Below are 25,786 nucleotides of genomic sequence, written 5' to 3'. Positions count from 1 at the left end.
GGAGCCAGTCGATGGGTGACAATGATTATCTGATCTTTCGCCCGGACGATGTCGATCTGACACGCTCGCCGCTGCGCAATGGCATCGATGTGCCGACTTATGTGCTCGGTGCGTTCAATCCCGGGCTGGCGCGGTTGCCGGGCGGCAATTTGCTGATGATGGTGCGCGTCGCCGAAGCGCTGACCGATCCGGTCGTCGACGGGCATGCGCTGGCGATCCGGTGGGAGGCGGGCCGTTATCGGATCGACCGGCATCCGGTGGCGGGGATCGAAATGAACGACCCGCGCCAGTTCGCGCTGCGCGGGCGGCATCCGCCGCAGCTGGGGCTGACGTCGCTTTCCTGGCTGTTGCCGGTCGAATTGTCGCGCGACGCCCGACAGGTGGTGAAGGTCCATTACGACAAGGCAGTCGCGCCAGGCGCGTCGTATATGGAATATGGCATCGAGGATGCGCGGATCAGCCTGGTCGGCGGATGCTGGTGGATGACGGTGTGCGCGGTATCGTCCGAACGGCACTGTACCGCGATGTACCGCTCGGTAAACGGTCTCGATTACGAGCCGATGGGCGTGGTGCTCGATCATCAGAACAAGGACATGGTGCTGTTCGAGGGCAAGCCGGGTGGCAAGTTCATGGCGCTGACCCGGCCGCTTGGCGAATGCTATTTCGCGCCGCCGCCCGACAGCATTTTTGCGGGCGGGCCAGCGATCCACTTCGCATCGTCGCCCGACGGGCTGCACTGGAAGCCCGCCGATGCTCCGGGGCTGCGCGCGCGAAAGGATTCGACGTCGGCGCTGCGGGTCGGCGGGGGTTCGCAGCCGGTGCTGACTCCCGCGGGATGGCTGATGCTCTATCACGGCGTCGAAAAGCGCGATTCGGTGGGCATCTATCGCACCTTCTGGGCGCTGCTCGACCGCGACGATCCGACTCGCATCGTGCGGCAGGAGGACGCCACGCCGCTGATCGAAGCCGATCCGGCGCTGACCCAGAGCATCGCGCATCAGATGTACCTGCCGACCCCGGTGGTGTTCACCACCGGCCTGGCGGATGCGGGCGATCATTATATCGTCGCGTCGGGCGAAGCGGACCTGGCGTGTCGCGTGACGCATATCGCCAAGGAACGATTTGGCCAGGTCGTGAACCCATAAAGGGCGCCGCCGAGGTTTGAGGCAAAATGGCTCAGCGCAAGGAGGCAGGGCGCAGGAATATGGCGATATTTCAAGCTCTGCCGACGCAGCGCCGGGCCATTTTGGTCAAATCCTTGCGGACGCCGGAATGGCTTCCATCTCGACCCAAAGCGGCCTTGGAAGGGCGCCCAGCCCTCCCGGCGGCCACTTTGGCCCGATATGTTTGCCATTCCGGCGCCTCGTCGGTGCCGTTTATGGGTTCACGACCTAGACGCGGGATTCCTTCCGATGCACGCCCGCGCTATGCTGCGGGTGCGAAGGGAGACGTGCGATGACCGAACCGGCCTGGTGGCAACGCGGCGTGATCTATCAAATCTATCCGCGCAGTTTCCAGGATTCGAACGGCGACGGGATCGGCGACCTTCGCGGAATCGCCACGCGGCTCGACGATCTGGTGGCGCTGGGCATCGATGCGATCTGGATTTCGCCGATCTTTCCTTCGCCGATGGCGGATTTCGGATATGACGTCGCCGATTATTGCGATGTCGATGCGCGGTTCGGCACGCTCGACGATCTCGATGCGCTGATTGCGGCGTGCCACGCGCGCGGCCTCAAGATCCTGCTCGATTTCGTGCCCAATCACACTTCGGATCAGCATCGCTGGTTCCTCGAAAGCCGGTCGAGCCGCGATAATCCCAGGCGCGACTGGTATCTCTGGCGCGATCCGGTGATCGATGCCGAGGGCAATCGCCACCCGCCCAACAACTGGATCAGCGATTTCGGCGGATCGGCATGGGAATGGGACGCGGCGACCGGCCAATATTATTACCACGCGTTCCTGAAGGCGCAGCCCGACCTCAACTGGCGCAATCCGCAAGTGGTCGAAGCGATGCTCGACGTGCTGCGCTTCTGGCTCGACCGGGGGATCGACGGTTTCCGCATCGACGTGCTCTGGCACATGGTCAAGCACGCCGATTTTCCCGACAATCCTGCCAATCCCGACTGGACCCCGGCGATGGGCGAGATGCTGCGCGTGTTCCAGCTCCATTCGACCGACCAGCCCGAAGTGCATGGGATCGCGGCGGCGATGCGCAGGCTGGCGGAGCGTTATACCCCGGCGCGCGTGCTGATCGGCGAAATCTATCTGCCGGTCGAAAAGCTGATGGACTATTATGGGCGCGGCGAACCCGAAGTGCATCTGCCGTTCAATTTTCAGCTGATCGAGGCGCCCTGGGATGCTCCGGCGCTCGCGCGGCTGATCGCCGAATATGAAGCGGCGCTGCCCGCGGGCGGCTGGCCCAACTGGGTGCTGGGCAATCACGATCGGCCGCGCGCCGCGACGCGTGTCGGACCGGCGCAGGCGCGGGTTGCGGCGATGTTGTTGCTGACGCTGCGCGGCACGCCGACGATTTATTATGGCGACGAGATCGGGATGGCCGATGTCGCCATTCCGGCGGAACGTATCCACGACCCGCGCGAGCTCAACGAGCCGGGCAAGGGGCTGGGGCGCGATCCGGTGCGGACGCCGATGGCATGGGACGGCGCGCCCAATGGCGGGTTCAGCGACGGTGACCCCTGGCTGCCGATGCATGGCGACTGGCAGACGCGCAATGTTGCCGCGCAGCGCCGCGAGACGCGGTCGATGTGGCGGCTGCATCACGACCTGCTGGCGCTGCGGCGGCGGCATCCCGCGCTGTCGGTGGGCGACTGGTTGCCCGTGGCCGGCAATGATGCCGTACTTGCCTATGAACGGCGCGACGGCGACGACCGGCTGCTGGTGCTGCTCAACCTTACCGACGCGCCGCAGCGTTTCGAACTGCCCGAATGGGCGCGGGGGTTGCGCGTCCTGCTGTCGACGCATGGCGATGGCGAGCCGCCGCAGCTGCGCCGCAACGAGGGAGTGATTTTGGGATGAGGATCGCAATGATCGCGCCCGTCGCATGGCGCACGCCGCCGCGCCATTACGGCCCGTGGGAACTGGTGACGAGCATTCTGACCGAGGCGCTGGTGGCCGAGGGCGTCGACGTCACGCTGTTCGCGACGCGGGATTCGGAAACCTCCGGCGCGCTCGATGGCGTGGTGCCGCGCGGATATGAAGAGGATCGCAGCCTTGACGCCAAGGTGTGGGAATATCGCCATCTGAGCCATGTCTTTTCGCGCGCGGGCGAATTCGACCTGATTCACAATCAGGCCGATTTTCCGGCGCATGCCTTTGCGCCGCTGGTCGATACGCCGATGGTGACGACGATCCACGGCTTTTCCAGCCCCCGCATCCTGCCGATGTACAAGCCGTTCGAGGATCGCGTCCATTATGTCGCGATCAGCGCGGCCGACCGGCACAAGGATCTTCGCTATGCCGCCACGATTCATCACGGCATCCGGATCGAGGATTTTGCCTTCGATGCCCGGGGCAGCGACGACCTGTTGTTCTTTGGGCGTATCCATCCCGACAAGGGGGCGGCAGAAGCGATCGCGGTGGCGAAGGCCGCCGGCCTGCGCCTCCATCTCTACGGGATCGTGCAGGACAAGGGCTATTTTGAGCGCGAAGTCGAGCCGCATGTCGATGGCGAGCAGATCGTCTGGCATGGCCCGGTTGGTGGCGAGGCGCGGATAAAGGCGCTGGGCAATGCGCGGGCGATGCTGCACCTGATCGATTTCGACGAGCCGTTCGGCCTGAGCGTGGTCGAGGCGATGGCGTGCGGGACCCCGGTGATCGCGATCAATCGCGGCAGCATGCCCGAACTGATCACCGATGGCGTGACCGGATTTCTGGTCCATGACAGAGGCGAGGCCGTCGAGGCGCTGGAACAGATCGGCGAAATCAGCCGCCGGGCGTGCCGCAACTCGGTCGAGGAACGTTTCACTGCCCAGGCGATGGCGCGCAAATATCTCGCGCTGTACCGGACCATTCTGGAGCGCTGAACGCCGCCAGGGCGCGGGACCGGCGAACCGGGCCCGGCCTTGGCGGAGGCAGAGTTCAGGCGGCCAGTGCCGTGTCGATCGCCGCCAGCAGCGCCGGATCATTGGGCGGCGTATCGGGCGAGAAGCGCGCGGCGACTTCGCCGTCGCGCCCGATCACGAACTTTTCGAAATTCCACAGAACTTCGGGCTTGGGATGGATCGGGATGTCCTTGCTTGCCAGCCGCTCGCGCATCGCGTCGCCATTGGGGCCCTGTGCGTCGGGCTCGGCAGCGACCAGCGCCGCGTAGAGCGCGTGGCGATCCGCGCCCGCGACGCTGATCTTCGAAAACATCGGGAAGGTGACGTCATATTGCGTCGAGCAGAAGGTGGCGATTTCCGCTTCGGTGCCCGGTTCCTGCGCAAGGAAGTTGTTCGCCGGGAAGCCCAGCACGACAAGTCCGGCGTCCTTCTTGTCGCGATAGAGCGCTTCGAGCCCTTCATATTGCGGGGTCAGGCCGCATTTCGATGCGACATTGACGACGAGCAGCACCTTGCCGGCATAATCGCCAAGGCTCGCATCCTTGCCGTCGATGGTGCGGACCGGGATGGACTGGATTTCGGTTGTCATAGGCTTGCGGTTCCTTTGGTGCAGGGCGGCTCAGTAGGTGATGCCCTTTGCGGCCAGACGTTCGTGCAGCGCCGGTTCGACCGCATCTTCATGCGCCTTGCGCAGCTGAATGATCGAGGCCAGCGGGCATTCGACATAGTGAATCGCACGCCATGCGCCAGCCTTGCGCCGCAACACCATCGAAATGCGCACCGGCCCGCCGAACGGTTTGGGATAGAGCCGGTTGCCGGGGATATAGGTGCTCCAATTGGCATGGAAAAAGGCGATGGCGACATCCTCGCCCGCCTGAGTCGCGTGCAGGCTGTGCCAGCTGACCAGCCGTTCGGACCGGGAACGATCGACACCCCAATAGCCCAGGATCGCGTCCCAGCCATGATGCGGCTCGCATTCCTCGGCAAGATAGGTGACGTCCGGCTCTTCCTCGTCCCACAGCGCGCGCATATCGGCCACGTCATAGCGGTTCCACGCTTCGAAATAGGCGTCGAGAAACTGAGTCAGTTCTTCGTGCAGGCTTGCCATGGGTTCAGGCTCCCAGCTTGGGCAGAGTGAGCGGGCGGCGGGGAATGCTGACCGTCTTTTGCCGGGTGTAGAAGGATTCGGCGGCGCGGCCGCCCTCGGCGCCGACGCCCGATTCGCGATAGCCGCCGAACGGCGCGTGGAGATCGCGGATCATCGGCGTGTTGCACCATACGGTGCCAGCAAAGATGCGCTCCTGCCCCTCCATGATCTTCGCGATGTCGCGCGACCAGATATAGCTGACCAGACCGAAGCGCGATTCATTGGCGATGGTCCAGGCCTCTTCGGCGGTGTCGAACGGCATGATCGCCGCGAACGGGCCGAAGATTTCCTCCTGGCACAGGCGATGGCTGTTCGAATCGACTTCCACGATGGTCGGCTGGAAATAATAGCCGCGATCGAAGCCCGGCGCGCGGTCGCCGCCCGCCAGGATGCGCGCACCGGCATCTTCGGCGGCGGGGATGAAGCTCATCACATGATCGTAATGCGCGCGCGTCATCAGCGGGCCGACTTCGGTATCCGCATCGCGCGGATGGCCGACGCGCACCTTTTTCGCGCGGGCGACGAAGGCTTCGACAAACCGGTCATAGATGCCGCGCTGGACGAGGATGCGCGATCCGGCGAGGCATTGCTGGCCGTTATTGGTGAAGATGCCGATCAGCGCGCCGTCGAGCGCCTGGTCGAAATCGGCGTCGTCGAAGATGATGTTCGCCGATTTGCCGCCCAGTTCCATGATCGACGGCTTCAGCATCGCGCCGGCCGCTTCCATGATGATCTTGCCGGTGCGGGTGCCGCCGGTGAAGGAGACTCCGTCGATCAGCGGGTGGCGGACCAGCGCATCGCCGCTTTCCGCGCCAAGCCCGTTGAGCAGATTGACGACACCCGGCGGCAGCCCGGCATCCTGAATCACCTGAGTCATCAGCGTCAGGCCGAGCGGCGCCTGTTCGGCGGGCTTGATCACGCAGCTGTTGCCGAAGGCAATGGCGGAGGCGATCTTCATCGACCCCAATGCCAGCGGCGAATTCCAGGGCGAGATCAGCGCCGCGACACCCATCGGCTCGCGCCGGACATACGTGAGGTAATTGGCTTCCTGTTCGTACAGTTCCGCCGTCATCTGGCCGATATAATCGGCGAAAAAGCGGAAATTGTCCGCCGCGCGCCCGACCTGACGCCCGCGAACCTGGCTGTAGGGAAGCCCGGTATTGGCGCATTCGATATCGGCGATTGCGTCGGCTGCGGCATCGATCGCATCGGCGCTGTCGCGCAGCACCTTCTGCTTGTCGGCGACCGGCAGCAGCCGCCAGTCGCCCTTGTCGAACGCGGCGCGGGCGGAGGTTACCGCGCGATCGACCAGTGCGCTCTCTGCTCCCGGGATGGTGGCAATGACTTCTTCGGTCGCGGGATCGACGACGTCGAACGGCGTGCCGTTGCCGGTGACTGGCTGTGCGTCGATGATGGCGGTCGGCGTATCGGTCATCGGCTGGAGTCCTTTTGCGAAGTGGCTTCGGCAAGCCGCGCGGTCCATTGCGCGCGATCGAGATCGGGAAGCCCGGCGACGCGGCAAAGCTGCGCGGCGAGGCAATAGTTGGAGGAGATCATCGCGGGTGCGTCGCGCGCTTCGGCGAGCAGCGCGAGCGAGGGCATGCCGGTGCCGCTGAGCAGCACTGCATCGACGTCGAGCGTTGCCAGTTCTTCGGCAATCGGGCGGGCGTCGGCGCTGCCCAGCGTATAGATGCCGCGCGTATCGGCGATGCCGGTTTCGATCCGGCGCACCGTGGCGACATCGAATCCGGCGGCGCGCCAGAATTCCGCAGCGGCATCCGAAAGCGTGCCCGGATAGGGCGAGGCGAGCGCGATCCGCTTTGCGCCCCGCGAGTCGAGCTCGGCAGCGATGGCGTCGGTTGCCGTGACGATCGGATAGCCGAACCGCTGTTGCAGCCGGTCGAGCAGCAGCGCCTGATCATTGGCGCTGACCAGATAGGAAGAGCCGGTACAGGCAAAGCCGAACGCCGCCGGGCGCAATGTGTCGTACCGCTCGAGCGTCGCCTCCAGCCCGAGCAGATAGTCGCGCAGCCGATCGTTCGATGCTTCCGCGCCGCTGGTCAGCCGCACCGTCTGTGTCAGCACGGCCGGGTCGAACAGGATGCGCATTTCCGCCTCGACCGTCGGATTGGCCTGCGGCGTGCCGATGCCGATGATCCCGGCACGGCCATAATCATAACGCCCGCTCATGCGATTTCGCTCGCGCGGCGCAGGCCGGTGATCATCGACGTGCGCAGCAGATGGTCGCGCGCCCGGTCGGGATCGGCGGCGATCGCCTGAAGCTCGGTCAGCATTTCGCGGCGGCGCGCGGGATCGCGCTCCTGCATCCGCGAACGATTGCGGTCGGCCTGTTTCAGGATTTCGGCCTCGGCGATCGGGCGACGGCGGCGGCCATAGCGATCGAGCAGATCGGGCGATGCGCCGTCGATCACCTGCTCCAGCGTATTCACCAGTTCGAACGCGTCATGGATGCCGCCGTTCATCCCCATGCCGCCCGATGGCGAATTGAGGTGCGCGGCATCGCCCGCCAGCAGGATGCGGCCGTTGCGATACCGGTCCACGATCCGCATGTGGATGCGATAGGGGCGGATTTCGTCGACGACATGCGGCGTATCGCTCGGCGCGATTTCCTGAAGTTTGCGCGCGATGCTGGCCGGTTGCACGGCGTCGTCGATCGTTTCGTCGCCATCGGGATAGAGGCTGCAGCGCCACAGGCCGGGCAGGCGCAACAGGCTGAAGGTTCCGGCGTCCTTCCAGACATAGTTGACGTTGGAAAGATCGGGCAGATGTTCCTCGAACGGAAAGCGCGTCGTCGCGAGGATCGTCGTTTCGGGATAGGTCTTGCCTTCGAAACTGGTCGCCACTGCGCCGCGCACGACCGAGCGCGCACCGTCGGCACCGATCAGCCAGCCGCCCTCAAAGACTTCGGTGCTGCCGTCGGGGCGCGTGGCTGTGACGCGAACGCCGGCATCGTCCTGTTCGACAGCGGTAACCGCCGTGCCCATGCGCACATCGCCGCCGCGTTGGCGCACCTGTGCCAGCAGGATGCGGCAGAGAGTCGATTGTGTGCACTGAAGCCGATAGGGATGGGCAGTGTCGCCGGCGATGGCGGCGAGATCGAACAATGCTTTTTCGCCGCTGGGGTGCATGCGAATCTGCCAGGTGCGGCCGATCAGCCCCTCGGCGATCAGCGGTGCGCCGGCGCCGAGCGTGTCGAGCATTTCGAGCGTGGGGGGATGGAAGGTGGAGGCGCGAAGATCGTCGGCAAGTTCGGCCTGTGATTCGATGACGACAAAGGGGATGCCCTTTTCCTGCATGAGCCGCGCGGCGCTAAGCCCTACCGGCCCCGCCCCCACGATCAATGTCCGCCGCTTATCCGCGTCCATGGCGTCCCCCTTGTGTTTTCATTTGTACTAGATATAAGACTATTCAATCGGCGTAAACGCCCCTGTGCGGTATAAGGTCAAGCGAAAATTTGCTCCCTTCTGCGCGGGACGGACGCTATAGATGGAGGTACGCCATGGCAGTGGGTACGACGCTGGACCGCCAGAATTCCGCCATTCCTGACATTGAGACGATCGCCACGCCGACGCTGGACGAGCGCGGGCGGCAGCGTTTCTGCAGCGCGTTGCGACGCTATGCCATCCAGGACATGCCCGAAGTGGTGCATGAAGATTTCGAATCGCGGGTACGACCCGCGGCCGAAGCGCACGGCACGGTTTTCGATAGCGCACGGGCGATCGACGCGGCGATGGAAAGCCGGCCCAGCTATCAGCTCTACAGCGCGCTGCGATACAATGCGCAGGAGATGTGCTTTCTGTCGGTACAGGATGAAGTCGAGCGCGCGCTGCCCGAAATGATCGAAGTTGCGCGCGACGCCGCCGAACGCAATCCGGCGGGCGGATCGCTCCGGCTCGATCCCGACCTGGAAATCCCGCGCTATGTCACGGCGCTCGACGTGCACCTCACCCCCGGCTGTTTCCATTCCGAATGGATCGACGACGATGTCGCGCAGGGCGCGGTCGTCAGCCTGGGCGCGCGGGTGTTCTCTGCGAGCATGAATTTCCGCAGCTGGGGCGGCGTTGCCCGCGTCATCAGTCGCTGGATCAAGCATAAGCGTCCCGATTTCCGGCCGCTGCGCATCCTCGATCTCGGCACCTCGTCGGGGAAGAATCTGATCCCCTATGCCGAAACCTTCCCCGATGCCGAAATCCATGGCGTCGATGTCGGCGCGCCGCTGCTCCGCTGGGGCCATGCGGTGGCGGAGCACCTGAATGTGCCGATCCATTTCAGCCAGCAAAATGCCGAAAATCTCGATTTTCCCGATCAGCATTTCGACCTGATCGTATCGAGCTTCTTCTTCCACGAGATTTCGGTGAAGGCGACGCGCAATGTGCTCAAGGAATGCCGGCGCCTGCTGCGTCCCGGCGGCCTGATGGTGCATCAGGAACTGCCGGCGACCAATCTGGTCGATCCCTGGGAAGATTATTTCTGGAACTGGGATACCCAGCACAATAACGAACCGCACTATACCGCTTTCCGCGCCCAGGATCCGATTGCCTTGTGCGCGGAAGCCGGGTTCGACGCGGATCGCAGCTTCGCCCACATCCTGCCTGATGCGAATACCTATCCCGATCGTGCCGCCGAATTCGCGTGGGACGAACCGGGGCGTCCGCGTCACGGCAAGGGCGGCTGGTACATATTCGGCAGCAGCCTTTCCGAATGACGATCGCCGTTGGCGGATTTTGACGAGAGATCGGCCGTTATGGCCGGCATGAGCAGGGGAATCATGTGACGACCGAACCCAAGAGCACGGTGTATCGCTGGTATGTCGTCGTCCTTCTCCTCGCGGTGTTCATCCTGTCCTATTTCGACAGGTTCATTCTTTCGCTGGTCGTCGGGCCGATCAAGGAGTCGCTGGGGCTTACCGATTTCCAGATCGGGCTGCTGCTCGGCCCGGCATTTTCGCTGTTCAACGTCGCGGTAACGGTGCCGCTGGGCGTGATGGCCGACCGGACGAGCCGCAAATGGATGCTGATCGTCGGCATCTTCATCTGGTGCACGATGACGACGATGAGCGGCTTTGCCATGTCGTTCCTGCCGCTGCTGCTGCTGCGCCTGGGCCTTGGCATCGGCGAAGCGGTGGTCAGCCCCTGTTCGGTGTCGATCATCAGCGACTATTTCAAGCGCGACGGCCGGGCAAAGGCGATCAGCCTCTATATGGCCGGCCCCTATCTTGGCGCGGGGCTCGCCTTTCTGGTCGGCGGGATGCTGGTCGCGGCGCTGCACGATGTCGGCCATGTCACCATCCTCGGGCGCCAGTTCGCGCCGTGGCAGACGACCTTCCTGCTCGTCGGCATTCCCGGTTTCATCTTCATGCTGCTGATGCTGACCGTGAAGGAACCGGCCAAGCGCGACACGATCAGCGCGAGCGCAGCCGAAGGCGCGAAGATGAGCGCAGTGCGCTATATGCTCGATCGGTGGAAGGGCTTCGGCGTCCTGATCGTCGGGTCGACCTGCAATTTCGCGATGAGCACGCTTACATTCTGGAACGTGCCGCTGTTCGAACGCGTCTGGGGCTGGGATGTCGCGGCGATCGGCGCGGTGACCGGGCTGTTCTATTTCACTGCCGGGCCGCTCGGCACTGCGCTCGCGCTCTGGGCGGGCAAGTTTCTTGGCAAGAACGCCGATCTGGTCGGCATGCGCACGCTGATGCTCGGCCTGTGCATCACCGTGCCGATGAGCGCGCTTTATCCGATCATGCCGTCTCCCGAACTGGCGGTCTGCGCAATGTTCCTTGCCTTTATCGGCAAGTCGGCGGCGACTGCGGGCGGCCCTGCCGCATTGCAGATGATCACGCCGGGTGAAATGCGCAGCCGCTCGGTCGCGATCTTCAACGCCGTCATCACGCTGATCGGCCCGCTGCTCGGCCCGCCGCTGATCGGGGCGGCGACCGACTGGTCGGGCAATCCGGCATCGATCGGCGTCGTGCTGTGCGGGTTCGTCCTGTTGATCGGTATTCCGTCGATCCTGGTCGTGTTCCTCGGCTTCCGCCATTATCGCAAGCTTGCCGAAGATATGGCGGCAACCACGGCGAATGCGCCCGAAGACACGATCGACCCGACCAAGATGCCGGGCGCGGCGCGCACTATCGCGTAACGGGCAGGCGCCCCGGCGGGTCAGTTGCCCGTCGGCGCGCTTCCATCTGCAACCTCGCCGACGAATGTGCCCGCAAGGCGGGCCCAGCGCGCGGGGTCGATCATCATCGCATGCGCGCCGCCATCGGAAAATTGCGTGTAGCGGAACCAGGGCCGCAGCGCGGCGGCGCGGCGGTCATTCGCGTGCAGCGAATCCTTCGCATCCGAAAAGATCATTGTCGGCGCGGTTACCGTCGCCAGATCGGCGCCGAGGTCATTTTCGAACACCGCCTCATGCGCAACGTCGGCGACGCCCGACAGCCACCAGGTGATGGTCGACCAGTTGGCGGTGATTTCGGTACGCGGGTTCGCGCCGGCATAGTTGCGGATATAGGCGTAATATTCCGACAAATGGCTGCCATCGGCGCTGAGATCGCGGGTCCGGTGCGCGGCGGCACGTCGTGTCGCGCGTTCCTCGTCCGTGTAGAGCGGGGTGCCGTGCATCAACAGCCCCGCGGTGCGATCGGGATGGCGCGCCGCGAACGACGCCGCGATCGCTGCGCCGGTATGATGCCCCGCGACAATGACTCGCTCGAGCCCGAGCTTGTCGAGCAGCGGGACCAGATTGTCGGCATATTGTGCGATCGTCGGATGCCCCTCCGGCATGTCCGACATGCCATAGCCGGGCGTATCGATCGCCAGCGATCGCACGCCGCGTTGGGCAAGACATGCCTGTACCTCGGCATATTGCACCATCGACCAGGGCGTCTGGTGCAGCAGCACGATCACCGGCCCATCGCCTGCGCCCGCCAGCCGGTAATGGACCTGACCCATCGGCGTATCGACATAGCCCTTGCCGCCATGAAGCTGGCTGAGGCCGATCCATTCGGTGCTCTGCGTGGCTTCGGGCGGGCAGGCGGGCCGGGCGATCGCAACCGGAATGGAGAAGAGCGCAAGAGCGGCGGCGGAGCATGTCAGCCCCCGTCGTTTCGGATGTTGGGACATCGAATTACCCTTCTTGTCTAAAATGGATCGGGAACGCGCTTGATTTCATCGGCAATGCCTGATTTGATATAAAAATAGAACATTTGACGCGAATTGGTGCAAGATGTTTCGAGCAGCGATATGACCCCCGGCGGATCGACCGCCCCCGACCTGTCCGGGCACTGGGATCTTGCCATTGTCGGCGGGGGATCGGCCGGACTGCCTGCGGCGATCTTTGCCGCGCGGCGCGGTGCCCGCGTGCTCGTGCTCGACCATGCCGATCAGCTTGGCGGATCGCTCTGGGTCGCGACCGGGCAGATGAGCGCGGCGGGCACCCGGCTGCAGCGTGAACGCGGTATCGAGGACAGCCCCGAACAGCATTATGAGGACGTGATGCGGATCAGCCGCGGCACGGCCAATCCGGGGCTCGTCCGGCTGGCAGTGGATCATGCCGCCGACACGTTCGACTGGCTGATGGACGAAGGGTTCGAGCCGCTGCCCGAACATCCGGTCAAGGGATTCGGCCACGAACCCTATCTTCAGCCGCGCTATTATTGGGGTGCCGAAGGCGGCATCAGCGTCAAGGACGTGCTGCTGCCGATCGTTGAGAAACTGGTGGCCGAAGGGCGCATGACGGTTGCGCTGCGCCACGAAGTCACCGAGCTGACGACCGACGATAGCGGCGCGGTCACCGGCCTGATCGCGCGCCGCGCGGACGGCGTGTCGCAACGGATCGATGCCGGGGCGGTGCTGCTGACCTGCGGCGGATATGCCGCCAATCCGGAAATGTTCGAGCGGCTGAACGGATATCCGCAATATAATGCCGGGCCATATCGATGGTCGCGCGGGGCCGGGCTGATGCTTGGCGAAGCGGTCGGCGGCTATGCCCGCGGTGCGGAAAATATCTTCGTCAATTTCGGCACGCTGTTCGACACCGACGATTTTCCCGCGCGGATGGCGGGCCGGATCGAGCATTTCCCCGAGCGGCGCAAGCCGTGGGAAATCTATGTCAACAACAAGGGGTGCCGGTTCGTCCGCGAGGATGTGGAAAGCGTCGACGCACGCGAAATGGCGCTGCTGTTCCAGCCGCATTATCGATATTGGGTCGTGTTCGACGATGCGATTTTCAACGCCGCCCCACCGATCGTCGTCGGCTGGACGCATGCGGAGATGGTCGCGGCCTTCGATCGTGGCGGCCCCGCCTTCATCCGCGCGGACAGCGTGGAAGCGCTGGCAGAGCAAGCCGGGATCGATGCGGCGGGTCTCGAAACCTCGATCGCCGGGTTCAACTATGGCGTGCTGACCGGCAATGATTTTTTCGGGCGCAAACATGCGCCGCTGGCGATCGCCAGACCGCCTTATTATGCGATCCGCATGCAGGCGAGCGCGATTTCCAGCGCGGTGGGCCTTGCGGTCGACGACATGCTGCGCGTGATCCGCCGCGACGGCACGCCGATCTCCAATCTCTATGCCGCCGGTGAAGTGCTCGGATCGAGCCAGACCATGGGCAAGGCCGCGTGCGGCGGCATGATGGTGACGCCGGCAATGACGTTCGGCCGCCTGCTGGGCGCACATATGATACCCCTGAAGGAAGCCGTATGACGCTGCCGATCCTTACTGCCTTGCCGGGCGAACGCCGCGGTTATGTCGACGGGCCGGACGGCCAGCTTCATTATCGCAGCATGGGCGAAGGGCCGGCGGTGGTGCTGGTGCATCAGGCGCCCTGGTCGTCGATCCAGTTCCGCCATGCCATGCCGCTGATCGCGCAGGCCGGCTATCGCGCGGTGGCGATCGACCTGCCGGGGCACGGCATGTCCGATCCGCCCGCCGCTCCGTCGATCGAGGCCTATGCGGCGGCGACCGGTGCGCTGATCGATGCGCTCGGGCTGGCGCCAGCAGTGGTGCTCGGCCATCGTGGCGGCGGGCTTGCCGCCGGGCGGCTGGCCGCCGATCGCCCCGATCTGGTGCGTGCGCTGATCCTCGACAACGCGCCGTTCATGTCGGCCGAAGACCGTGCCGCACGGATCGGCCGCTTTCCCGACAATCAGGAAATCGCCCCCGACGGCAGCCATATCGCCGAGCGCTGGAACTGGGTTCGCCGCGTCGGCGACAAGGACTGGAGCGACGAGACCGTCCATATTTCGGTGATCACCTATTTCCTCCACGGTCCGTGGAAGGAACATGGCCATTCGGTCATTCCGCTGTTCGATTTCCAAGCCGATGTGCCGCGTATTTCGGTGCCGACTCTGATCATCGGCAGCCGCACCGACGCAGTGTTTCCTTCCGCCGCGCGGCTGCGCGAAGCACGGCCCGACTGGGCCTATGCCGAACTGCCCGGCGGACCGGGAATGGTGCTCGACCGAATCGCCGAATGGTGGGTGCCGGTCGAGAGGTTTTTGGATGGTGTGGCCAAAACGGCACACTCTGCGACCATTGCCGATAGTGAATCGTAAGGCGCTGTTTTCGAATGGGAATAAATTTCCCTTCAAAGTCGACGCGGCCGCAAAAGACTATGGACAGCGGCCGATAATGATATAAACATATAACAAATAAATGACAGCGAACCCCCGGGTCGTACGCGGGGAAAACCGTTGCACATTCCGCAGGAAACTGAACTCCAGAGAAAGGGGGAGCAACATGATCCAGCGTAAATCCCAGTTAGCCTTTTTCGTGGGTGCCGTGCTCCTTTCGAGCGCCTCGGCCCACGCACAGACTGCCCGTGACACTTCGCAGTCGCAGGACACGACCGCTTCGGGCGAAATCGTCGTCACTGCGCAGCGGCGCGAAGAGCGGCTGCAGGATGTTCCGATCGCGGTTTCCGCGTTCAGCGCCGAAGATCTTGCCGAGCGGCAGATCAGCAACACGCTGGATCTGGTGAACTATGTTCCCAACCTGATCGGCCACAACAACACGTCGGTCGGCACCGCCAACGCCTATTCGATGCGCGGCCTGTCGAACACCGAATCGATCGCGACCTTCGATCCGCCGATCGGCACCTATGTCGACGACGTCTATATCGCGCGTCAGGGTGCGAATAACTTCTCGTTCTTCGACGTCGAGCGTATCGAAGTGCTGCGCGGCCCGCAGGGTACGTTGTTCGGCAAGAACACGACCGGCGGCGCGATCAACGTCGTGATGCGCAAGCCCCGCGATGAAGTCGGCGGCTTTGTCGAGGGCGGCTATGGCCGGTACAACCGCGTGCAGCTGCGCGGCTCGGTCGATCTGCCGGTCAGCTCGAGCCTGCTGACCAAATTCTCGGCCTATTATGTTTCGGCCGACGGCTATGTCGACGATCTGACGACCGGCCAAAAGCTGAATGGCGAGGAAAGCTATGGCTTCCGTGGCGATATCCGCGCCTATCTCAGCCCGGACGTGACCTGGGATCTCACCGGCGAATATGTCAATTCGTCGGCGAACAACCTGCCCAATTTCTACGACGCCGAAAATGATCGCCGCATCAGCTTCACGCCGCTGCGCACCGATACCCCGATCGGTTCGGACATGGTCAACCCGCAGCTCGCCGACAACATGCTCGGCAACACTGCGGAATCCTATGCCGTGACGTCGAATTTCACGGTCGGTCTGGGCGACAATGCCACGATCAACTTCATCACCGGCTATCGTCACCTGTATCAGGAATATCTGACGGACAGCTTTGCTGGTGTCAGCAGTTCGTCGCTGGTGCTCGACGGCATCGATTACGTCTCGTCGTCGCGCGGTTTCTCGACGCCGCTCGCCAATGACAGCTGGCACAAGCAGTTCAGCCAGGAAATCAAGGTGTCGGGTTCGGCGTTCGGCGGCTTCGTCGATTATGTCGCGGGCGTTTATTATTTCCGCGAAACCAACGAATCGAACTTCGCCAATACCGTGCTGCCGCTTTCGGGTGTGGCCAATGCCACGCGCAGCGCCGATCGCACGGTCTATAACGACATCGAAGACTATGCCGGTTACGCGCAGGGCGATTTCCACCTGACGCCGGAACTGACCTTCACCGCCGGTATCCGCTATACCGACGAAACCAAGGACATCCGGTTCAAGCCGAACGACAGCCCGCTTCCCGCCGGCAATGCGCTCTATGTGCCGTTCAGCACCCAGGACCTGATCGACGCCGGTATCCCGGTCGAGCTCAAGTCCAAGGAATGGACGCCGCGTTTCGCGCTTCAGTACAAGATCACGCCCGACATCAACGTCTATGCCTCGGCAACCCGCGGGTTCAAGGCTGGCGGCTGGAACGCGCGTGCCTATTACGCCACCGGTGCTCAGGCGTTCACGCAGGAAACCATCTGGTCCTATGAAGCAGGCCTGCGTTCGGAATGGTTCGATCGCGCGCTGCGGGTCAATCTGACCGGCTTCTACTTCATGGATTATGATCAGCAGCTTCCGGGCGGCGGTCTCGATCCGACGACGGGCACGATCACCTATCTGACGCGCAACGTCGCCGATCTTGAAAACTATGGTCTGGAAATCGAAGTCTCGGCATCGCCGATCCGCAATCTGAACCTGTACTGGTCGGCTGGTCTCCAGCATGCGACGTACAAGAACATCAATGCCGGTACGATCGACCAGCAGGAAGATTGCCTGAACGGCGTGGCTGCCCGCTGTAACAACAGCATCGTCACGCCCGACGGCCGGATCGCGGAGCCGACGCGTGCGCCCGACTTCACGTCGACTCTGGGCGGCAACTACACTGCCGAAATGGGCGGCGGATATACGCTCACTCCGTCGGTGGCGTGGCGCTACACGTCGGACACCTGGGTTTCGACCTCGAACGATCCGCGTGGTTTCCAGGAAGGCTACAGCATCTTCAACGCCGGTCTGACGCTGAAGATGCCGTCGAACGTGTCGCTGACGCTCGAATGCAGCAACTGTTTCGACGAAGTATATCGTACATCGTACCTGATCTATCCGTACCTCAATGCTCCGGGCACCTGGATGCTGCGTGGACGGTTCGACTTCTGATGATGTAATCCGAATGGGGCGGAGTGTCTTCGGATGCTCCGCCCCATTTTATTGCGACTTGCAGGAAAACAGGGTTCGGCAATGACGGAATCGAAAGACACAGTGAAACTGCCGCGTGCGGCCAAGGGCAAGCGATCGCAGTTTTACGAAGATCCCGCCGTCGACCAGATGATGACGTTCCTGCTCGAACTGATGGCCGAAACGGCGGCACTGCGCGAGCGTGTCGATACGATCGAGCGGCTGCTCGACGAAAAGGGCAGCGTCAGCCGCGACGAGATCGAGGCGTACAAGCCCGGCGCATCGACCGAGGCCGAGCGTTCCGAATGGACCCAGCAATTCATTCGCCGGGTGCTGCGCGCGCACGAACCGCATTAAGTGTGACTGCCTATCCGAATCTTTTCTCCCCGGTGCGTGTTGGGGGGCTGACGCTCCCCAACCGCATTGTCCATGCGTCGACATCGACGCATTATGCCGACAAGGGCCGGGTCACCGACCGGCTGATTTCCTATTATGCCAATCGCGCGCGCGGCGGCGCGTCTTTGCTGGTCAGCGAGCCGATGGGGATGCTGCACTGGCAGAATATCCCGACACGACCTGCCGTGCTTTCGGGGATCAATGCCGACATGCTGCCGCGCTGGGCGGAGGCGGTTCGCAGCGAGGGCGGGCATATGCTCGGCCAGATCCAGGACAATGGCCGCGGTTTTCGTGCGGGGTTCCGCAATCTCGATGCGCGCGGCGCCAGCGCGCTTGCCGACGATCTGAGCTGGACGGTCCCGCACGCGCTCGAAACGGACGCCGTGAAGCGGATGATCGACGAATTCGTCCGCTCGTGCGGCCTGCTTGCCGCCGGCGGATTTTCCGGTGTCGAGATTTCGGCGGGGCACGGCCATATCTTCCACCAGTTCCTGTCGCGCCGGTCGAACCATCGCGACGACGCCTATGGCGGCGACCTGAACGGGCGCACGCGGCTGCTGCGCGAGCTGATGGCGGGCATTCGCGCCGAATGCGGCAAGGAATTCCTGATCGGGCTGAAGCTGCCCGCCGAAGACGGCATGCCCGACGGGATCGACCTGACCGAAGCCGAGGCGATTACCGGGGCGCTGCACGCGACCGGCGATATGGATTATCTCACCTATTGCTGGGGCAGCCATTCGGACACGCTCTACAGGCACCTGCCCGACAATCACGGGCCGCGCCTGCCCTATGTCGACACGATCGAAGCACTCGGGCGCGCAGGCGCACCGGGTGTGCCGCTCGGCGCGCTGGGGCTGATCACCGATCCCAATGAAGGCGAGCGGCTGATCCGTGAGCGCAAGGCCGATCTGATCATGCTCGCCCGCCCGCTGGTCACCGATCCCGCCTGGCCGAACAAGGCGCGCGAGGGGCGCGAGGCGGAGATACGCTATTGCGTGTCGTGCAACAGCTGCTGGAGCATGATCACGTCGGGCCGGGGTCTGCTCTGCGACAATAATCCGCGCGTGGGTGCGCCCGACGAGGCCGACTGGACGCCGCCGCCCGCTTCGGTGCGCAAGCGCGTGGTGGTGGTCGGCGCGGGCATTGCCGGAATGGAAGCGGCCTGGGTCGCCGCCGCGCGCGGGCATGATGTCCATATCTTCGGCGCATCGGACGAAGCGGGCGGCAAGACGCGTGTCCATGCCGATCTGCCCGGTGGCGAAGGGCTGAGCAGCATATATGACTATCAGGCGCTTGCTGCCGCGCGCCACGGCGTGACGCTGCATCTGGGGCAGCGGGCCGAGGTGGACGACATCATCGCGCTGGCGCCCGACCAGGTCATTCTCGCCACCGGATCGACTCCGTCCTGGCCGGATTTCCTGCCGAAGGAATGGCGCGAGGAAGGGCTGGTGCCCGATATTCGCGCGGCGGCAGTGATGCTGCGCCCCTATGCGACGCAGATGGAAGGCATGGCGGTGATCTGGGACGAGGATCACAGCGCCTTCACTTATGACGCCGCCGAGTTTCTGATGACCCGGTTCGAGCAGGTAACGATCCTGACCCCGCGCGAACGCATCGCCAGCGACGAATCGCTGATCGTGCGGCAGGGCGTGTACCAGCGGCTCTACAGCAAGGGCGCGCGCATCCTCACCTCGGTACGCCCGCTGCCCGCGCCCCGGATCGAGGACGGCGAGATCGCCTATGCCAATATCTTCAGCGGTGCCCAGGAAACGCTGACCGGCGTGTCTTTCCTCACTTTTGCCACGCCGCGCATTCCCGACGATGGCCTTGCCGCACCGTTGCGCGCGGCAGGAATCGACGTGCGGCTGGTCGGCGATTGCAAGGCACCGCGCATCACTTTGTCGGCGACGAGCGAAGGCTATCGCGCGGCGATGGACATTTAAGGAGCTACACCATGTATCCCGATCTGGAAGGCAAGGTCGCCATCGTCACCGGCGCGGGCCGCCGCAAGGGGCTGGGCGAAGCGATTGCGCGCAAGCTGGCGGAGGATGGCGTGAAGCTCGTCCTCCATGATCTGGGGGAGACCAAGGGCGATATGGCGCCCGCGCATGGCGTCGGCGCGAGCGAGGAAATGGCGGCGGTTGCCGAGGAATTGCGCGCGATCAACCCGCATGTCTCGACCTTTCAGGCCGATATGCGCGAAGAGGCGCAGGTGGCGGCGATGGTCGCGCACGCCGTCGAAACCTATGGCAAGCTCGACATCCTCGTGAACAATGCCGGAGTCGGCTATCTGTTCGGGCCGCTGGTCGATGCGACGCAGGAAATGTGGGACACGGTGCTCAACGTGAATCTGCGCGGCGCATTTTTCGCGATGAAGCATTCGGTCCGCCAGATGCTGAAGCAGGAAATTCAGGAAGGATGGGGCCGTGGCCGCATCGTTTCGATCGGCAGCCGCGGGTCGAAATCGGGTTCGGCGCTGACATCCTCCTATATCGCATCGAAGCACGGCATTGTCGGCCTGACCCGCTCCGCCGCGATCGAATTGGGGCCCGAGCAGATCACCGTCAACGCGGTGTGCCCCAACCATGTCACCACCGGTCTGGGCAGCTGGCAGAATGAATATATGGCCAAGGCGCGCGGCCAGACGGTCGAGGAATATCTCGCCGCGATGCGCAGCCGCATCCCGCTGGGCCGCGTTGGCGAGCCGTCCGACACTGCCAATGCCTGCGCGTTCCTGTGTTCGGGGCAGGCGCGCTACATCACCGGCGAGGCAATGAATGTCTCGGGCGGCGAGGAGATGCACTGATCGCGACACGGGCTTTCGCACTGTTGCCCGAACCGCTGCGCCATGCGCGGTTCCGCGCGATGTGGGCGGCGACGATCGTGTCGCAATTCGGCACCTTCATTCAGGTCGTCGCGACCAGCTGGGCGATGGTGCAGCTCAACGGATCGGCGACGATGGTGTCGCTGGTCCAGACCGCCGCCAACCTGCCGGTGATGCTGTTCGCCGTGTCGGCGGGCGCGCTTGCCGATATCTTCAGCCGGCGCAGCGTGATGCTGGGCGCGCAGTTCGTCATGCTGCTGCTTTCGGTGGTGCTGGCGGCGCTCGCCGCGATCGGCGCGCTGACGCCGATGCTGCTGCTGGCGCTTACCTTTCTGATCGGATGCGGCACGGCGGTGCACTGGCCCGCCTGGCAGGCATCGGTGGGCGAACTGGTGCCGCGCGCGCAAATCCCGTCGGCGGTGGCTGCCAATATCGTCGGCAATAATGTCGCGCGCAGCCTGGGTCCGGCGATCGGCGGCGCGATCGTGCTGGTTGCCGGAGCGACGCTCGCCTTCATCGTCAATGCGCTGTCCTATCTGGGCATCATCGCGGTGCTGTGGCGCTGGCGCCCGGAGCGGACCGAACAGGCGCGGCGCGGCTATTGGGCGGTGCTGGCCGAGGGGTTCCGCTATGGCATGACGCATCTGCGCACGCGCGGGCTGTTGATCCGCGCCGGGATGTTCAGCCTCAGCGCGGCGGCGATCTGGGGGCTGATGCCGGTGGTTGCGGTGCGGCTTGATGGCGGGCCGGACCTGCTCGGCATGTTGTTCGGCTGTTTCGGCGTGGGGGCGATGGGCGGCGCGGTGGCGTCGGTGATGCTGCGCGGGCGTTACGGGTCGGAATTCGTGCTGCGCGCCGGGATCGGCGTGTTCCTGGCCGCAGTGGCGGCGATCGGCCTGACGCGATCGGTCCCGATCGCGATCGTCGCGCATCTGCTCGCGGGCGCGGGCTGGGTATCGACGCTGTCCACCTTCAACGTGACGCTGCAACTGGCGACGCCGCGCGACCTGGTCGGGCGCACCATCGCCTTGTACCAGACGACGACGTTCGGCGGTCTGGCGATCGGATCGGCGCTCTGGGGCATCATTGCCGACCGGGTGGGCGTCGGTACGGCGCTGACGATTTCAGCCGCCTGCCTGCTCGCCGGAGTGGTTGCCGGTCTGCGCCTGCCATTGCCCCAGCACCGGAACGAATGATTCGCCGATCGCGCGTCAGAGCGCGGCGATTCCCGCTTCCGCCACCGATTCGTCCTGTTCGGGCGTGCCGCCCGATACGCCGATCGCGCCGACCACCGTGCCATCGACACGAATCGGAACGCCGCCCGCCATCGGCAGATAGTCGGTGAGCGCGAGCAGCGCGGGATCTTCCTTGACGCGGTTCTGCAACACGGCGCTCGGCGCGCGCAGCAGCGCAGCCGTGCGCGCCTTTTCCAGCGAAACCTTGCCGGTCATCAGCCCGGCACCGGCCATACGCTGCATCGCCAGCGGGTATCCGCCGTCATCGGCAATGGCGATGCTCATCGCATATCCGGCAGCATCCGCCGCCTCGATCGCAGCGTCGAGCAGGCGGCGGGCGTCGGTCGGTGCAAGAACGGGTTTCGTCAGCATGAATACATCCCTATGGAAATTGATTCAGGTAAGTTAATCCTCTCGGGCAGCAGCCACGAACAATATCAAGTAGATGGGGGTGCCGGTTGTTGACCATGGAAAGCGATGAGCCGGTCGGCGTCGATCGGATGCAGGCGGTACCGCTCTATCATCAGATATTCCTTCAGCTGCGCGAAGAGATCACCAGCGGCGAGCGTGCGTTCGGATCGCGTCTTCCCACCGAGCAGGAGCTTTCGGCCCAGTTCGGCGTGTCGCGGATTACCGCGCGCCGGGCGCTCGACGAACTGGCCGACAACCATCTGGTCGAACGCAAGCGGCGCGTGGGCACGACGGTCATCTTTCGTTCGCCGGCCAAGCCGTTTCAGGGGAATATCGAACAGGCGCTCGAATCGCTGCTGAGCTTCGGCAGGACGACGCGGGTGAAGCTGCTCGAAGTCGATCCGGTCCCGGCGCGACCGCCGATCGACGAAGCGCTGCATATCGAAGCGGGCACCGAAGTGCTGCGGATCAGCCGTGTCCGCTGGCTCGAAGACAGCCCGATCGGCCATTATATCACCTATCTGCCGATGGATATCGGCGCGGGGATGACGCGGGCCAAGCTCAATTCGACGCCGATCCTGACTCTGATCGCCGAAGCGGGCGTGCAGATCGGTGCCGCGCGTCAGACGATTTCGGCGACGCTTGCCGACGCCGGACTGTCGGCGATCCTCCAGGTCGATATCGGGTCGCCGATCCTGCGCGTCAGCCGTACGGTCGAGGATGTGCACGGGCGCCCCGTCCAGCATATCCTGGCGCAATTCCGCCCCGACAAATATCAGATCACGCTCGATCTCAATTCCCCCAGCGGCGACGTGCGGCTGTTGTGAACCCGTCACCGTCAGGTGACGATTTGCTATAGATATATAACAATAGCAAGCGTACATCTTCGCCGAGCGCCATAGCGGCAACCGAGCGGAGGGCATGTGAACGACTGGACCACAGACACGCAGCCTGGGCTGTTGCGGATCGTTGCCGCAACCACGGCGACGCCCGACATCGATGCGTCCGAACGGGTATGGTGCGACTATCTGGGCCACCGCGTGGTCGAGCGCGGCACCGTTCCCGCCGCGCTCGCCGCCAGTTGGGAAGCGCCGGCAAGCGCGGGTGCGCCGATGGTGACGCTGGTGCCCGAAGGCGAAAGCGATGTGTTCGTGCGGCTGGTGCAGACGCCTGCGCCGCGCGGCTATCGTCCGCTGACGACCTTCGGATGGAATGCGTTCGAAATCATCGTCGACGATGTCCATGCGCTTGCCGAACGGCTTGCCGATTCGCCGTTCGAGATCATCGGTCCACCAAAGCCGCTGCAGTTCATGCCCTCGATCGTCGCGATGCAGGTGCGCGGCCCGGCGAACGAATGCCTTTATTTCACGATGGAAAGCGGCGATCGCGAAACGTCGATCCTGCCGCCGCCCGCCGGTTTTGTCGGGCGCACTTTCATCGTCGTGACGGCGGGGTGGGACTTCAACGCGCTGCTGCGCTGGTATGTCGACAAGTTCGAACTGCGCGAGCGCCCGGTCCGCCAGAGCAAGGTTGCGGTGATTCAGGCGGCACAGCGGCTCGATCCGGAACAGACGATCGAACTGAGCGCGATCGGCATGCGCCAGCGCGGCAATCTGATCGAGCTCGACGCCTATCCCACCGGACCGCGTTTCCCCGCCGCGCCGCGCCCGGTGATCGCCGGGCACCTGCCGCCGGGCAATGCGATCGCGACGTTCGAAGTCGAATCGCTCGCGCCGTTCGCGGGCGAGGCGATCTGGCCGCCCGCCCGCCGTGACGAGGCGGTCTATGGCGGGCGCCAGGCATGCGTGCTGCGCGGCCCGGCGGGCGAACTGGTCGAACTGATCGAAGCGCGGTAATTGTTCTATATCTAGAACAAAATAGTTGCATCAAACCGCTGATTATGGTCTCATCCTGCTACAAAGCATGGGGTTGGTGATGAAGGTTCGCGACGTCCAGCACGCGGTATTGCCGCAAGCCACCGCCGAAGAGCGCAGCCGTCAGGAAGCGGTGGTGATGCTGCGAAAGCTGCTCAACGCCAAAGTCCGCTCGAAGAATGTCGAGCGTTATGGCGAGGAAGCGCGACCGGCATTCGTCGCCGCGCATGGCCGCCTGCCGCAATCGCCCGCCGAAGTGCAGGAAGCGTTCCTGATGTCGCCCAGCTATCGCCGCTGGAGCGCCGCCAATCGCGCCGCGCAGGAAATGATCTGGGTTTCGGTCGGCGAACCGATCTATCGCGACCTTGATCGCATGACGCGGGCGACTGCGAATCTGATCGATTCGCCCGACAAGCTGGGCAGCCTTGCGCTCGACCCATCCTATGATCCTTCGCCCGAAGTCGCCGATGTCGACATTCATCTTCAGCCCGGCGGCTATGCCATGGACAAGGGCGCATATGATGTCGTTGCCGGCGCACTGTACGAATGCGGCGGCAATGTCTTTTCCTTCGGCCAGGGCATTGGCCGGGGGGACAGCAAGGCAGGGGTGATATTGAAACTGCTCGAAGAACATTTCGGCGGTTTCGTTCCTAGGAAGATGCTCGATATCGGGTGCTCGGCGGGCGCGGCTTCGGCTGCCTATGCCGCGCACTGGCCGCAATCCGAAGTGCATGCGCTCGATCTGGGTGCAGGCATGCTCCGCTACGCGCATGCGCGTGCGGAGTCCCTCGGAGTCGCCGTCCATTTTCACCAAATGGACGCGTCGGAGCTCAAGTTCGAAAAGGACAGCTTCGACCTCGTGGTCTCGCACAATCTGATGCACGAAATCGGAGAGGAGAAGCGTCGCAAGATGATCGCCGAATCCTTCCGCGTCGTTCGTCCGGGCGGAATTGTCATCCATCAGGATGTCGCGATCCGGAACCAGCCGACGATAGTGCATCAGGTTGAGCGGGACTGGGACACCCATTTCAACGGCGAAGTGCATTGGAACACCTATGCCACCGCCGATCTGCGCGCCGACATGATCGCCGCGGGCTTTCCCGCCGATACGGTGATCGAACACGATCTTGCCGCGCTCCAGGGCTTTGCCAATAATCGCTGGTACGCCATCAGCGGACGGAAGCCTGCCTGACCATGACCAGCAAGACCGAGGCGCTTTCGGCGCTGATCGCATCTGCACGCGGGCCGCGCCCGATCAGCCTTCAAAGCCGCGAGGCAGAGGAAGTGCTCAATATCGCGCTGGCGCTGACCGTCGAGCTGGCGGTTTCCAACGATCGGATCGACCGGCTCGAGCGGCTGGTTGCCGAACTGCGCGGCGAGCCGGTCGAGGATCTGCGCGACATCCGTTATGATGGCGACATTGCGCAGGAACGCTATGACGCGACCGAAGCGCTGCTGACGCGCGCGCTGCGCGTGATCCTCGATCCGCGCGGACATGAGGGCGCGGCGGATACTGACACCTAGGTCGCTGTTCAGGGCCGAGCGGTTTGAACGCCGGCCCTCCCCTATCGACATGGCATGAAAGAGAAGGGCAGGGCTTCGACAAAGCGCAGCCCGACCGGGGGATGTCTGGCCGCAGCCTGTGCCCCAAAAGGGGCCGTTTGGGCTGAGCCGGTCGAAGCCCTGCTCTTCTTTCTGCAACGTGGCGCAAGAGCAGGGCTGCGCTTCGACAGGCTC

Annotated in this window: 23 protein-coding genes; 16 read left to right on the top strand and 7 right to left on the bottom strand. The window is 64.0% G+C overall.

What is annotated here, in order from left to right; all coding sequences use genetic code 11:
• Positions 1-11: 11 nt before the first annotated feature.
• The 3 genes from DKB74_RS14495 (at position 12) to DKB74_RS14485 (ending at position 4,046) form a co-directional block, all read left to right on the top strand.
• Entirely contained in the window at positions 12-1,145 is a 1,134-nt protein-coding gene (locus DKB74_RS14495; RefSeq protein WP_109808907.1) for a glycoside hydrolase family 130 protein, read from the top strand.
• Between the two features lie 310 nt (positions 1,146-1,455).
• Positions 1,456-3,039, top strand: a complete 1,584-nt coding sequence (locus DKB74_RS14490) for an alpha-amylase family glycosyl hydrolase (protein ID WP_109808906.1) — start codon at positions 1,456-1,458, stop codon at positions 3,037-3,039.
• Positions 3,036-4,046 (top strand): glycosyltransferase family 4 protein, encoded by a 1,011-nt coding sequence (locus tag DKB74_RS14485; protein ID WP_109808905.1) that lies wholly within the window; start codon positions 3,036-3,038, stop codon positions 4,044-4,046. The genes DKB74_RS14490 and DKB74_RS14485 overlap by 4 nt, the downstream gene beginning before the upstream one ends.
• A gap of 55 nt (positions 4,047-4,101) precedes the next feature.
• Here DKB74_RS14485 and DKB74_RS14480 read toward each other — a convergent pair whose 3' ends face one another.
• From DKB74_RS14480 to DKB74_RS14460, 5 genes are read right to left on the bottom strand one after another with little or no spacing between them, the layout of a single operon-like run.
• A complete protein-coding gene (locus DKB74_RS14480) occupies positions 4,102-4,653 on the bottom strand; it encodes a glutathione peroxidase (protein WP_109808904.1) in 552 nt (183 codons plus the stop codon).
• Between the two features lie 30 nt (positions 4,654-4,683).
• A complete protein-coding gene (locus tag DKB74_RS14475; protein WP_109808903.1) occupies positions 4,684-5,172 on the bottom strand; it encodes a YybH family protein in 489 nt (162 codons plus the stop codon).
• A gap of 4 nt (positions 5,173-5,176) precedes the next feature.
• Positions 5,177-6,646: an aldehyde dehydrogenase gene (locus DKB74_RS14470; protein WP_161956883.1), complete on the bottom strand. Its 1,470-nt coding sequence runs from the start codon at positions 6,644-6,646 to the stop codon at positions 5,177-5,179.
• Positions 6,643-7,401, bottom strand: coding sequence for a maleate cis-trans isomerase family protein (locus tag DKB74_RS14465; protein WP_109808901.1), 759 nt, complete (start codon positions 7,399-7,401; stop codon positions 6,643-6,645). The genes DKB74_RS14470 and DKB74_RS14465 overlap by 4 nt, the downstream gene beginning before the upstream one ends.
• A complete protein-coding gene (locus DKB74_RS14460) occupies positions 7,398-8,597 on the bottom strand; it encodes an FAD-dependent oxidoreductase (RefSeq protein ID WP_109808900.1) in 1,200 nt (399 codons plus the stop codon). The genes DKB74_RS14465 and DKB74_RS14460 overlap by 4 nt, the downstream gene beginning before the upstream one ends.
• Before the next feature lie 134 nt (positions 8,598-8,731).
• Between DKB74_RS14460 and DKB74_RS14455 the strand changes: the two genes are divergently transcribed.
• Positions 8,732-9,937 carry a class I SAM-dependent methyltransferase gene (locus DKB74_RS14455; protein ID WP_109808899.1) on the top strand — a complete coding sequence of 402 codons (1,206 nt, stop codon included), beginning with the start codon at positions 8,732-8,734 and terminating at the stop codon, positions 9,935-9,937.
• 65 nt (positions 9,938-10,002) lie between these two features.
• Entirely contained in the window at positions 10,003-11,370 is a 1,368-nt protein-coding gene (locus tag DKB74_RS14450; RefSeq protein WP_161956882.1) for an MFS transporter, read from the top strand.
• A 20-nt stretch (positions 11,371-11,390) separates the two neighbouring features.
• Here DKB74_RS14450 and DKB74_RS14445 read toward each other — a convergent pair whose 3' ends face one another.
• Positions 11,391-12,353 carry an alpha/beta fold hydrolase gene (locus DKB74_RS14445; RefSeq protein WP_109808897.1) on the bottom strand — a complete coding sequence of 321 codons (963 nt, stop codon included), beginning with the start codon at positions 12,351-12,353 and terminating at the stop codon, positions 11,391-11,393.
• A gap of 120 nt (positions 12,354-12,473) precedes the next feature.
• On the opposite strand from DKB74_RS14445, the gene DKB74_RS14440 reads away from it, so the two are divergent.
• The 7 genes from DKB74_RS14440 to DKB74_RS14410 all read left to right on the top strand — a co-directional run bounded on the left by DKB74_RS14440 (position 12,474) and on the right by DKB74_RS14410 (position 21,725).
• Entirely contained in the window at positions 12,474-13,934 is a 1,461-nt protein-coding gene (locus DKB74_RS14440; protein WP_145961018.1) for an FAD-dependent oxidoreductase, read from the top strand.
• The gene (locus DKB74_RS14435) at positions 13,931-14,785 is read left to right on the top strand and encodes an alpha/beta fold hydrolase (RefSeq protein ID WP_109808895.1); all 855 of its coding nucleotides are present in this window, start codon (positions 13,931-13,933) and stop codon (positions 14,783-14,785) included. Before DKB74_RS14440 ends, DKB74_RS14435 begins: the two co-directional genes overlap by 4 nt.
• A 184-nt stretch (positions 14,786-14,969) precedes the next feature.
• Positions 14,970-17,291, top strand: a complete 2,322-nt coding sequence (locus DKB74_RS14430; RefSeq protein ID WP_161956881.1) for a TonB-dependent receptor — start codon at positions 14,970-14,972, stop codon at positions 17,289-17,291.
• Between the two features lie 81 nt (positions 17,292-17,372).
• Positions 17,373-17,666, top strand: a complete 294-nt coding sequence (locus tag DKB74_RS14425; protein WP_109808893.1) for a hypothetical protein — start codon at positions 17,373-17,375, stop codon at positions 17,664-17,666.
• A 2-nt stretch (positions 17,667-17,668) separates the two neighbouring features.
• Positions 17,669-19,648 (top strand): oxidoreductase, encoded by a 1,980-nt coding sequence (locus DKB74_RS14420; RefSeq protein ID WP_161956880.1) that lies wholly within the window; start codon positions 17,669-17,671, stop codon positions 19,646-19,648.
• 11 nt (positions 19,649-19,659) lie between these two features.
• A complete protein-coding gene (locus DKB74_RS14415; protein ID WP_109808891.1) occupies positions 19,660-20,511 on the top strand; it encodes an SDR family NAD(P)-dependent oxidoreductase in 852 nt (283 codons plus the stop codon).
• A 23-nt stretch (positions 20,512-20,534) separates the two neighbouring features.
• Positions 20,535-21,725 (top strand): MFS transporter, encoded by a 1,191-nt coding sequence (locus DKB74_RS14410; RefSeq protein ID WP_109808890.1) that lies wholly within the window; start codon positions 20,535-20,537, stop codon positions 21,723-21,725.
• A gap of 15 nt (positions 21,726-21,740) precedes the next feature.
• Here DKB74_RS14410 and DKB74_RS14405 read toward each other — a convergent pair whose 3' ends face one another.
• Entirely contained in the window at positions 21,741-22,136 is a 396-nt protein-coding gene (locus DKB74_RS14405) for a GlcG/HbpS family heme-binding protein (protein ID WP_109808889.1), read from the bottom strand.
• A gap of 95 nt (positions 22,137-22,231) precedes the next feature.
• On the opposite strand from DKB74_RS14405, the gene DKB74_RS14400 reads away from it, so the two are divergent.
• From DKB74_RS14400 to DKB74_RS14385, 4 genes are all read left to right on the top strand, one after another.
• Positions 22,232-23,002, top strand: coding sequence for a GntR family transcriptional regulator (locus DKB74_RS14400; RefSeq protein WP_109808888.1), 771 nt, complete (start codon positions 22,232-22,234; stop codon positions 23,000-23,002).
• A 96-nt stretch (positions 23,003-23,098) separates the two neighbouring features.
• A complete protein-coding gene (locus DKB74_RS14395; RefSeq protein WP_145961016.1) occupies positions 23,099-24,031 on the top strand; it encodes a VOC family protein in 933 nt (310 codons plus the stop codon).
• A gap of 79 nt (positions 24,032-24,110) precedes the next feature.
• Complete coding sequence (locus DKB74_RS14390) at positions 24,111-25,241, top strand: class I SAM-dependent methyltransferase (RefSeq protein WP_161956879.1); 1,131 nt, start codon at positions 24,111-24,113, stop codon at positions 25,239-25,241.
• A 2-nt stretch (positions 25,242-25,243) separates the two neighbouring features.
• The gene (locus DKB74_RS14385) at positions 25,244-25,573 is read left to right on the top strand and encodes a hypothetical protein (RefSeq protein WP_109808885.1); all 330 of its coding nucleotides are present in this window, start codon (positions 25,244-25,246) and stop codon (positions 25,571-25,573) included.
• The last annotated feature ends 213 nt before the right edge of the window (positions 25,574-25,786 follow it).

This window comes from Stakelama portus (genome assembly GCF_003171655.1).
Lineage (GTDB): Bacteria > Pseudomonadota > Alphaproteobacteria > Sphingomonadales > Sphingomonadaceae > Sphingomonas > Sphingomonas portus.
This window is presented reverse-complemented; position numbering and strand designations above follow the sequence as displayed.

What these genes read in the sequence shown, in the direction of transcription:
- DKB74_RS14495 (WP_109808907.1), top strand. Translation starts at nt 12, where the DNA reads ATGGGTGACAATGATTATCTGATCTTTCGCCCGGACGATGTCGATCTG.
- DKB74_RS14490 (WP_109808906.1), top strand. Translation starts at nt 1,456, where the DNA reads ATGACCGAACCGGCCTGGTGGCAACGCGGCGTGATCTATCAAATCTAT.
- DKB74_RS14485 (WP_109808905.1), top strand. Translation starts at nt 3,036, where the DNA reads ATGAGGATCGCAATGATCGCGCCCGTCGCATGGCGCACGCCGCCGCGC.
- DKB74_RS14480 (WP_109808904.1), bottom strand. Translation starts at nt 4,653, where the DNA reads ATGACAACCGAAATCCAGTCCATCCCGGTCCGCACCATCGACGGCAAG.
- DKB74_RS14475 (WP_109808903.1), bottom strand. Translation starts at nt 5,172, where the DNA reads ATGGCAAGCCTGCACGAAGAACTGACTCAGTTTCTCGACGCCTATTTC.
- DKB74_RS14470 (WP_161956883.1), bottom strand. Translation starts at nt 6,646, where the DNA reads ATGACCGATACGCCGACCGCCATCATCGACGCACAGCCAGTCACCGGC.
- DKB74_RS14465 (WP_109808901.1), bottom strand. Translation starts at nt 7,401, where the DNA reads ATGAGCGGGCGTTATGATTATGGCCGTGCCGGGATCATCGGCATCGGC.
- DKB74_RS14460 (WP_109808900.1), bottom strand. Translation starts at nt 8,597, where the DNA reads ATGGACGCGGATAAGCGGCGGACATTGATCGTGGGGGCGGGGCCGGTA.
- DKB74_RS14455 (WP_109808899.1), top strand. Translation starts at nt 8,732, where the DNA reads ATGGCAGTGGGTACGACGCTGGACCGCCAGAATTCCGCCATTCCTGAC.
- DKB74_RS14445 (WP_109808897.1), bottom strand. Translation starts at nt 12,353, where the DNA reads ATGTCCCAACATCCGAAACGACGGGGGCTGACATGCTCCGCCGCCGCT.
- DKB74_RS14440 (WP_145961018.1), top strand. Translation starts at nt 12,474, where the DNA reads ATGACCCCCGGCGGATCGACCGCCCCCGACCTGTCCGGGCACTGGGAT.
- DKB74_RS14435 (WP_109808895.1), top strand. Translation starts at nt 13,931, where the DNA reads ATGACGCTGCCGATCCTTACTGCCTTGCCGGGCGAACGCCGCGGTTAT.
- DKB74_RS14430 (WP_161956881.1), top strand. Translation starts at nt 14,970, where the DNA reads ATGATCCAGCGTAAATCCCAGTTAGCCTTTTTCGTGGGTGCCGTGCTC.
- DKB74_RS14425 (WP_109808893.1), top strand. Translation starts at nt 17,373, where the DNA reads ATGACGGAATCGAAAGACACAGTGAAACTGCCGCGTGCGGCCAAGGGC.
- DKB74_RS14415 (WP_109808891.1), top strand. Translation starts at nt 19,660, where the DNA reads ATGTATCCCGATCTGGAAGGCAAGGTCGCCATCGTCACCGGCGCGGGC.
- DKB74_RS14405 (WP_109808889.1), bottom strand. Translation starts at nt 22,136, where the DNA reads ATGCTGACGAAACCCGTTCTTGCACCGACCGACGCCCGCCGCCTGCTC.
- DKB74_RS14400 (WP_109808888.1), top strand. Translation starts at nt 22,232, where the DNA reads ATGGAAAGCGATGAGCCGGTCGGCGTCGATCGGATGCAGGCGGTACCG.
- DKB74_RS14390 (WP_161956879.1), top strand. Translation starts at nt 24,111, where the DNA reads ATGAAGGTTCGCGACGTCCAGCACGCGGTATTGCCGCAAGCCACCGCC.
- DKB74_RS14385 (WP_109808885.1), top strand. Translation starts at nt 25,244, where the DNA reads ATGACCAGCAAGACCGAGGCGCTTTCGGCGCTGATCGCATCTGCACGC.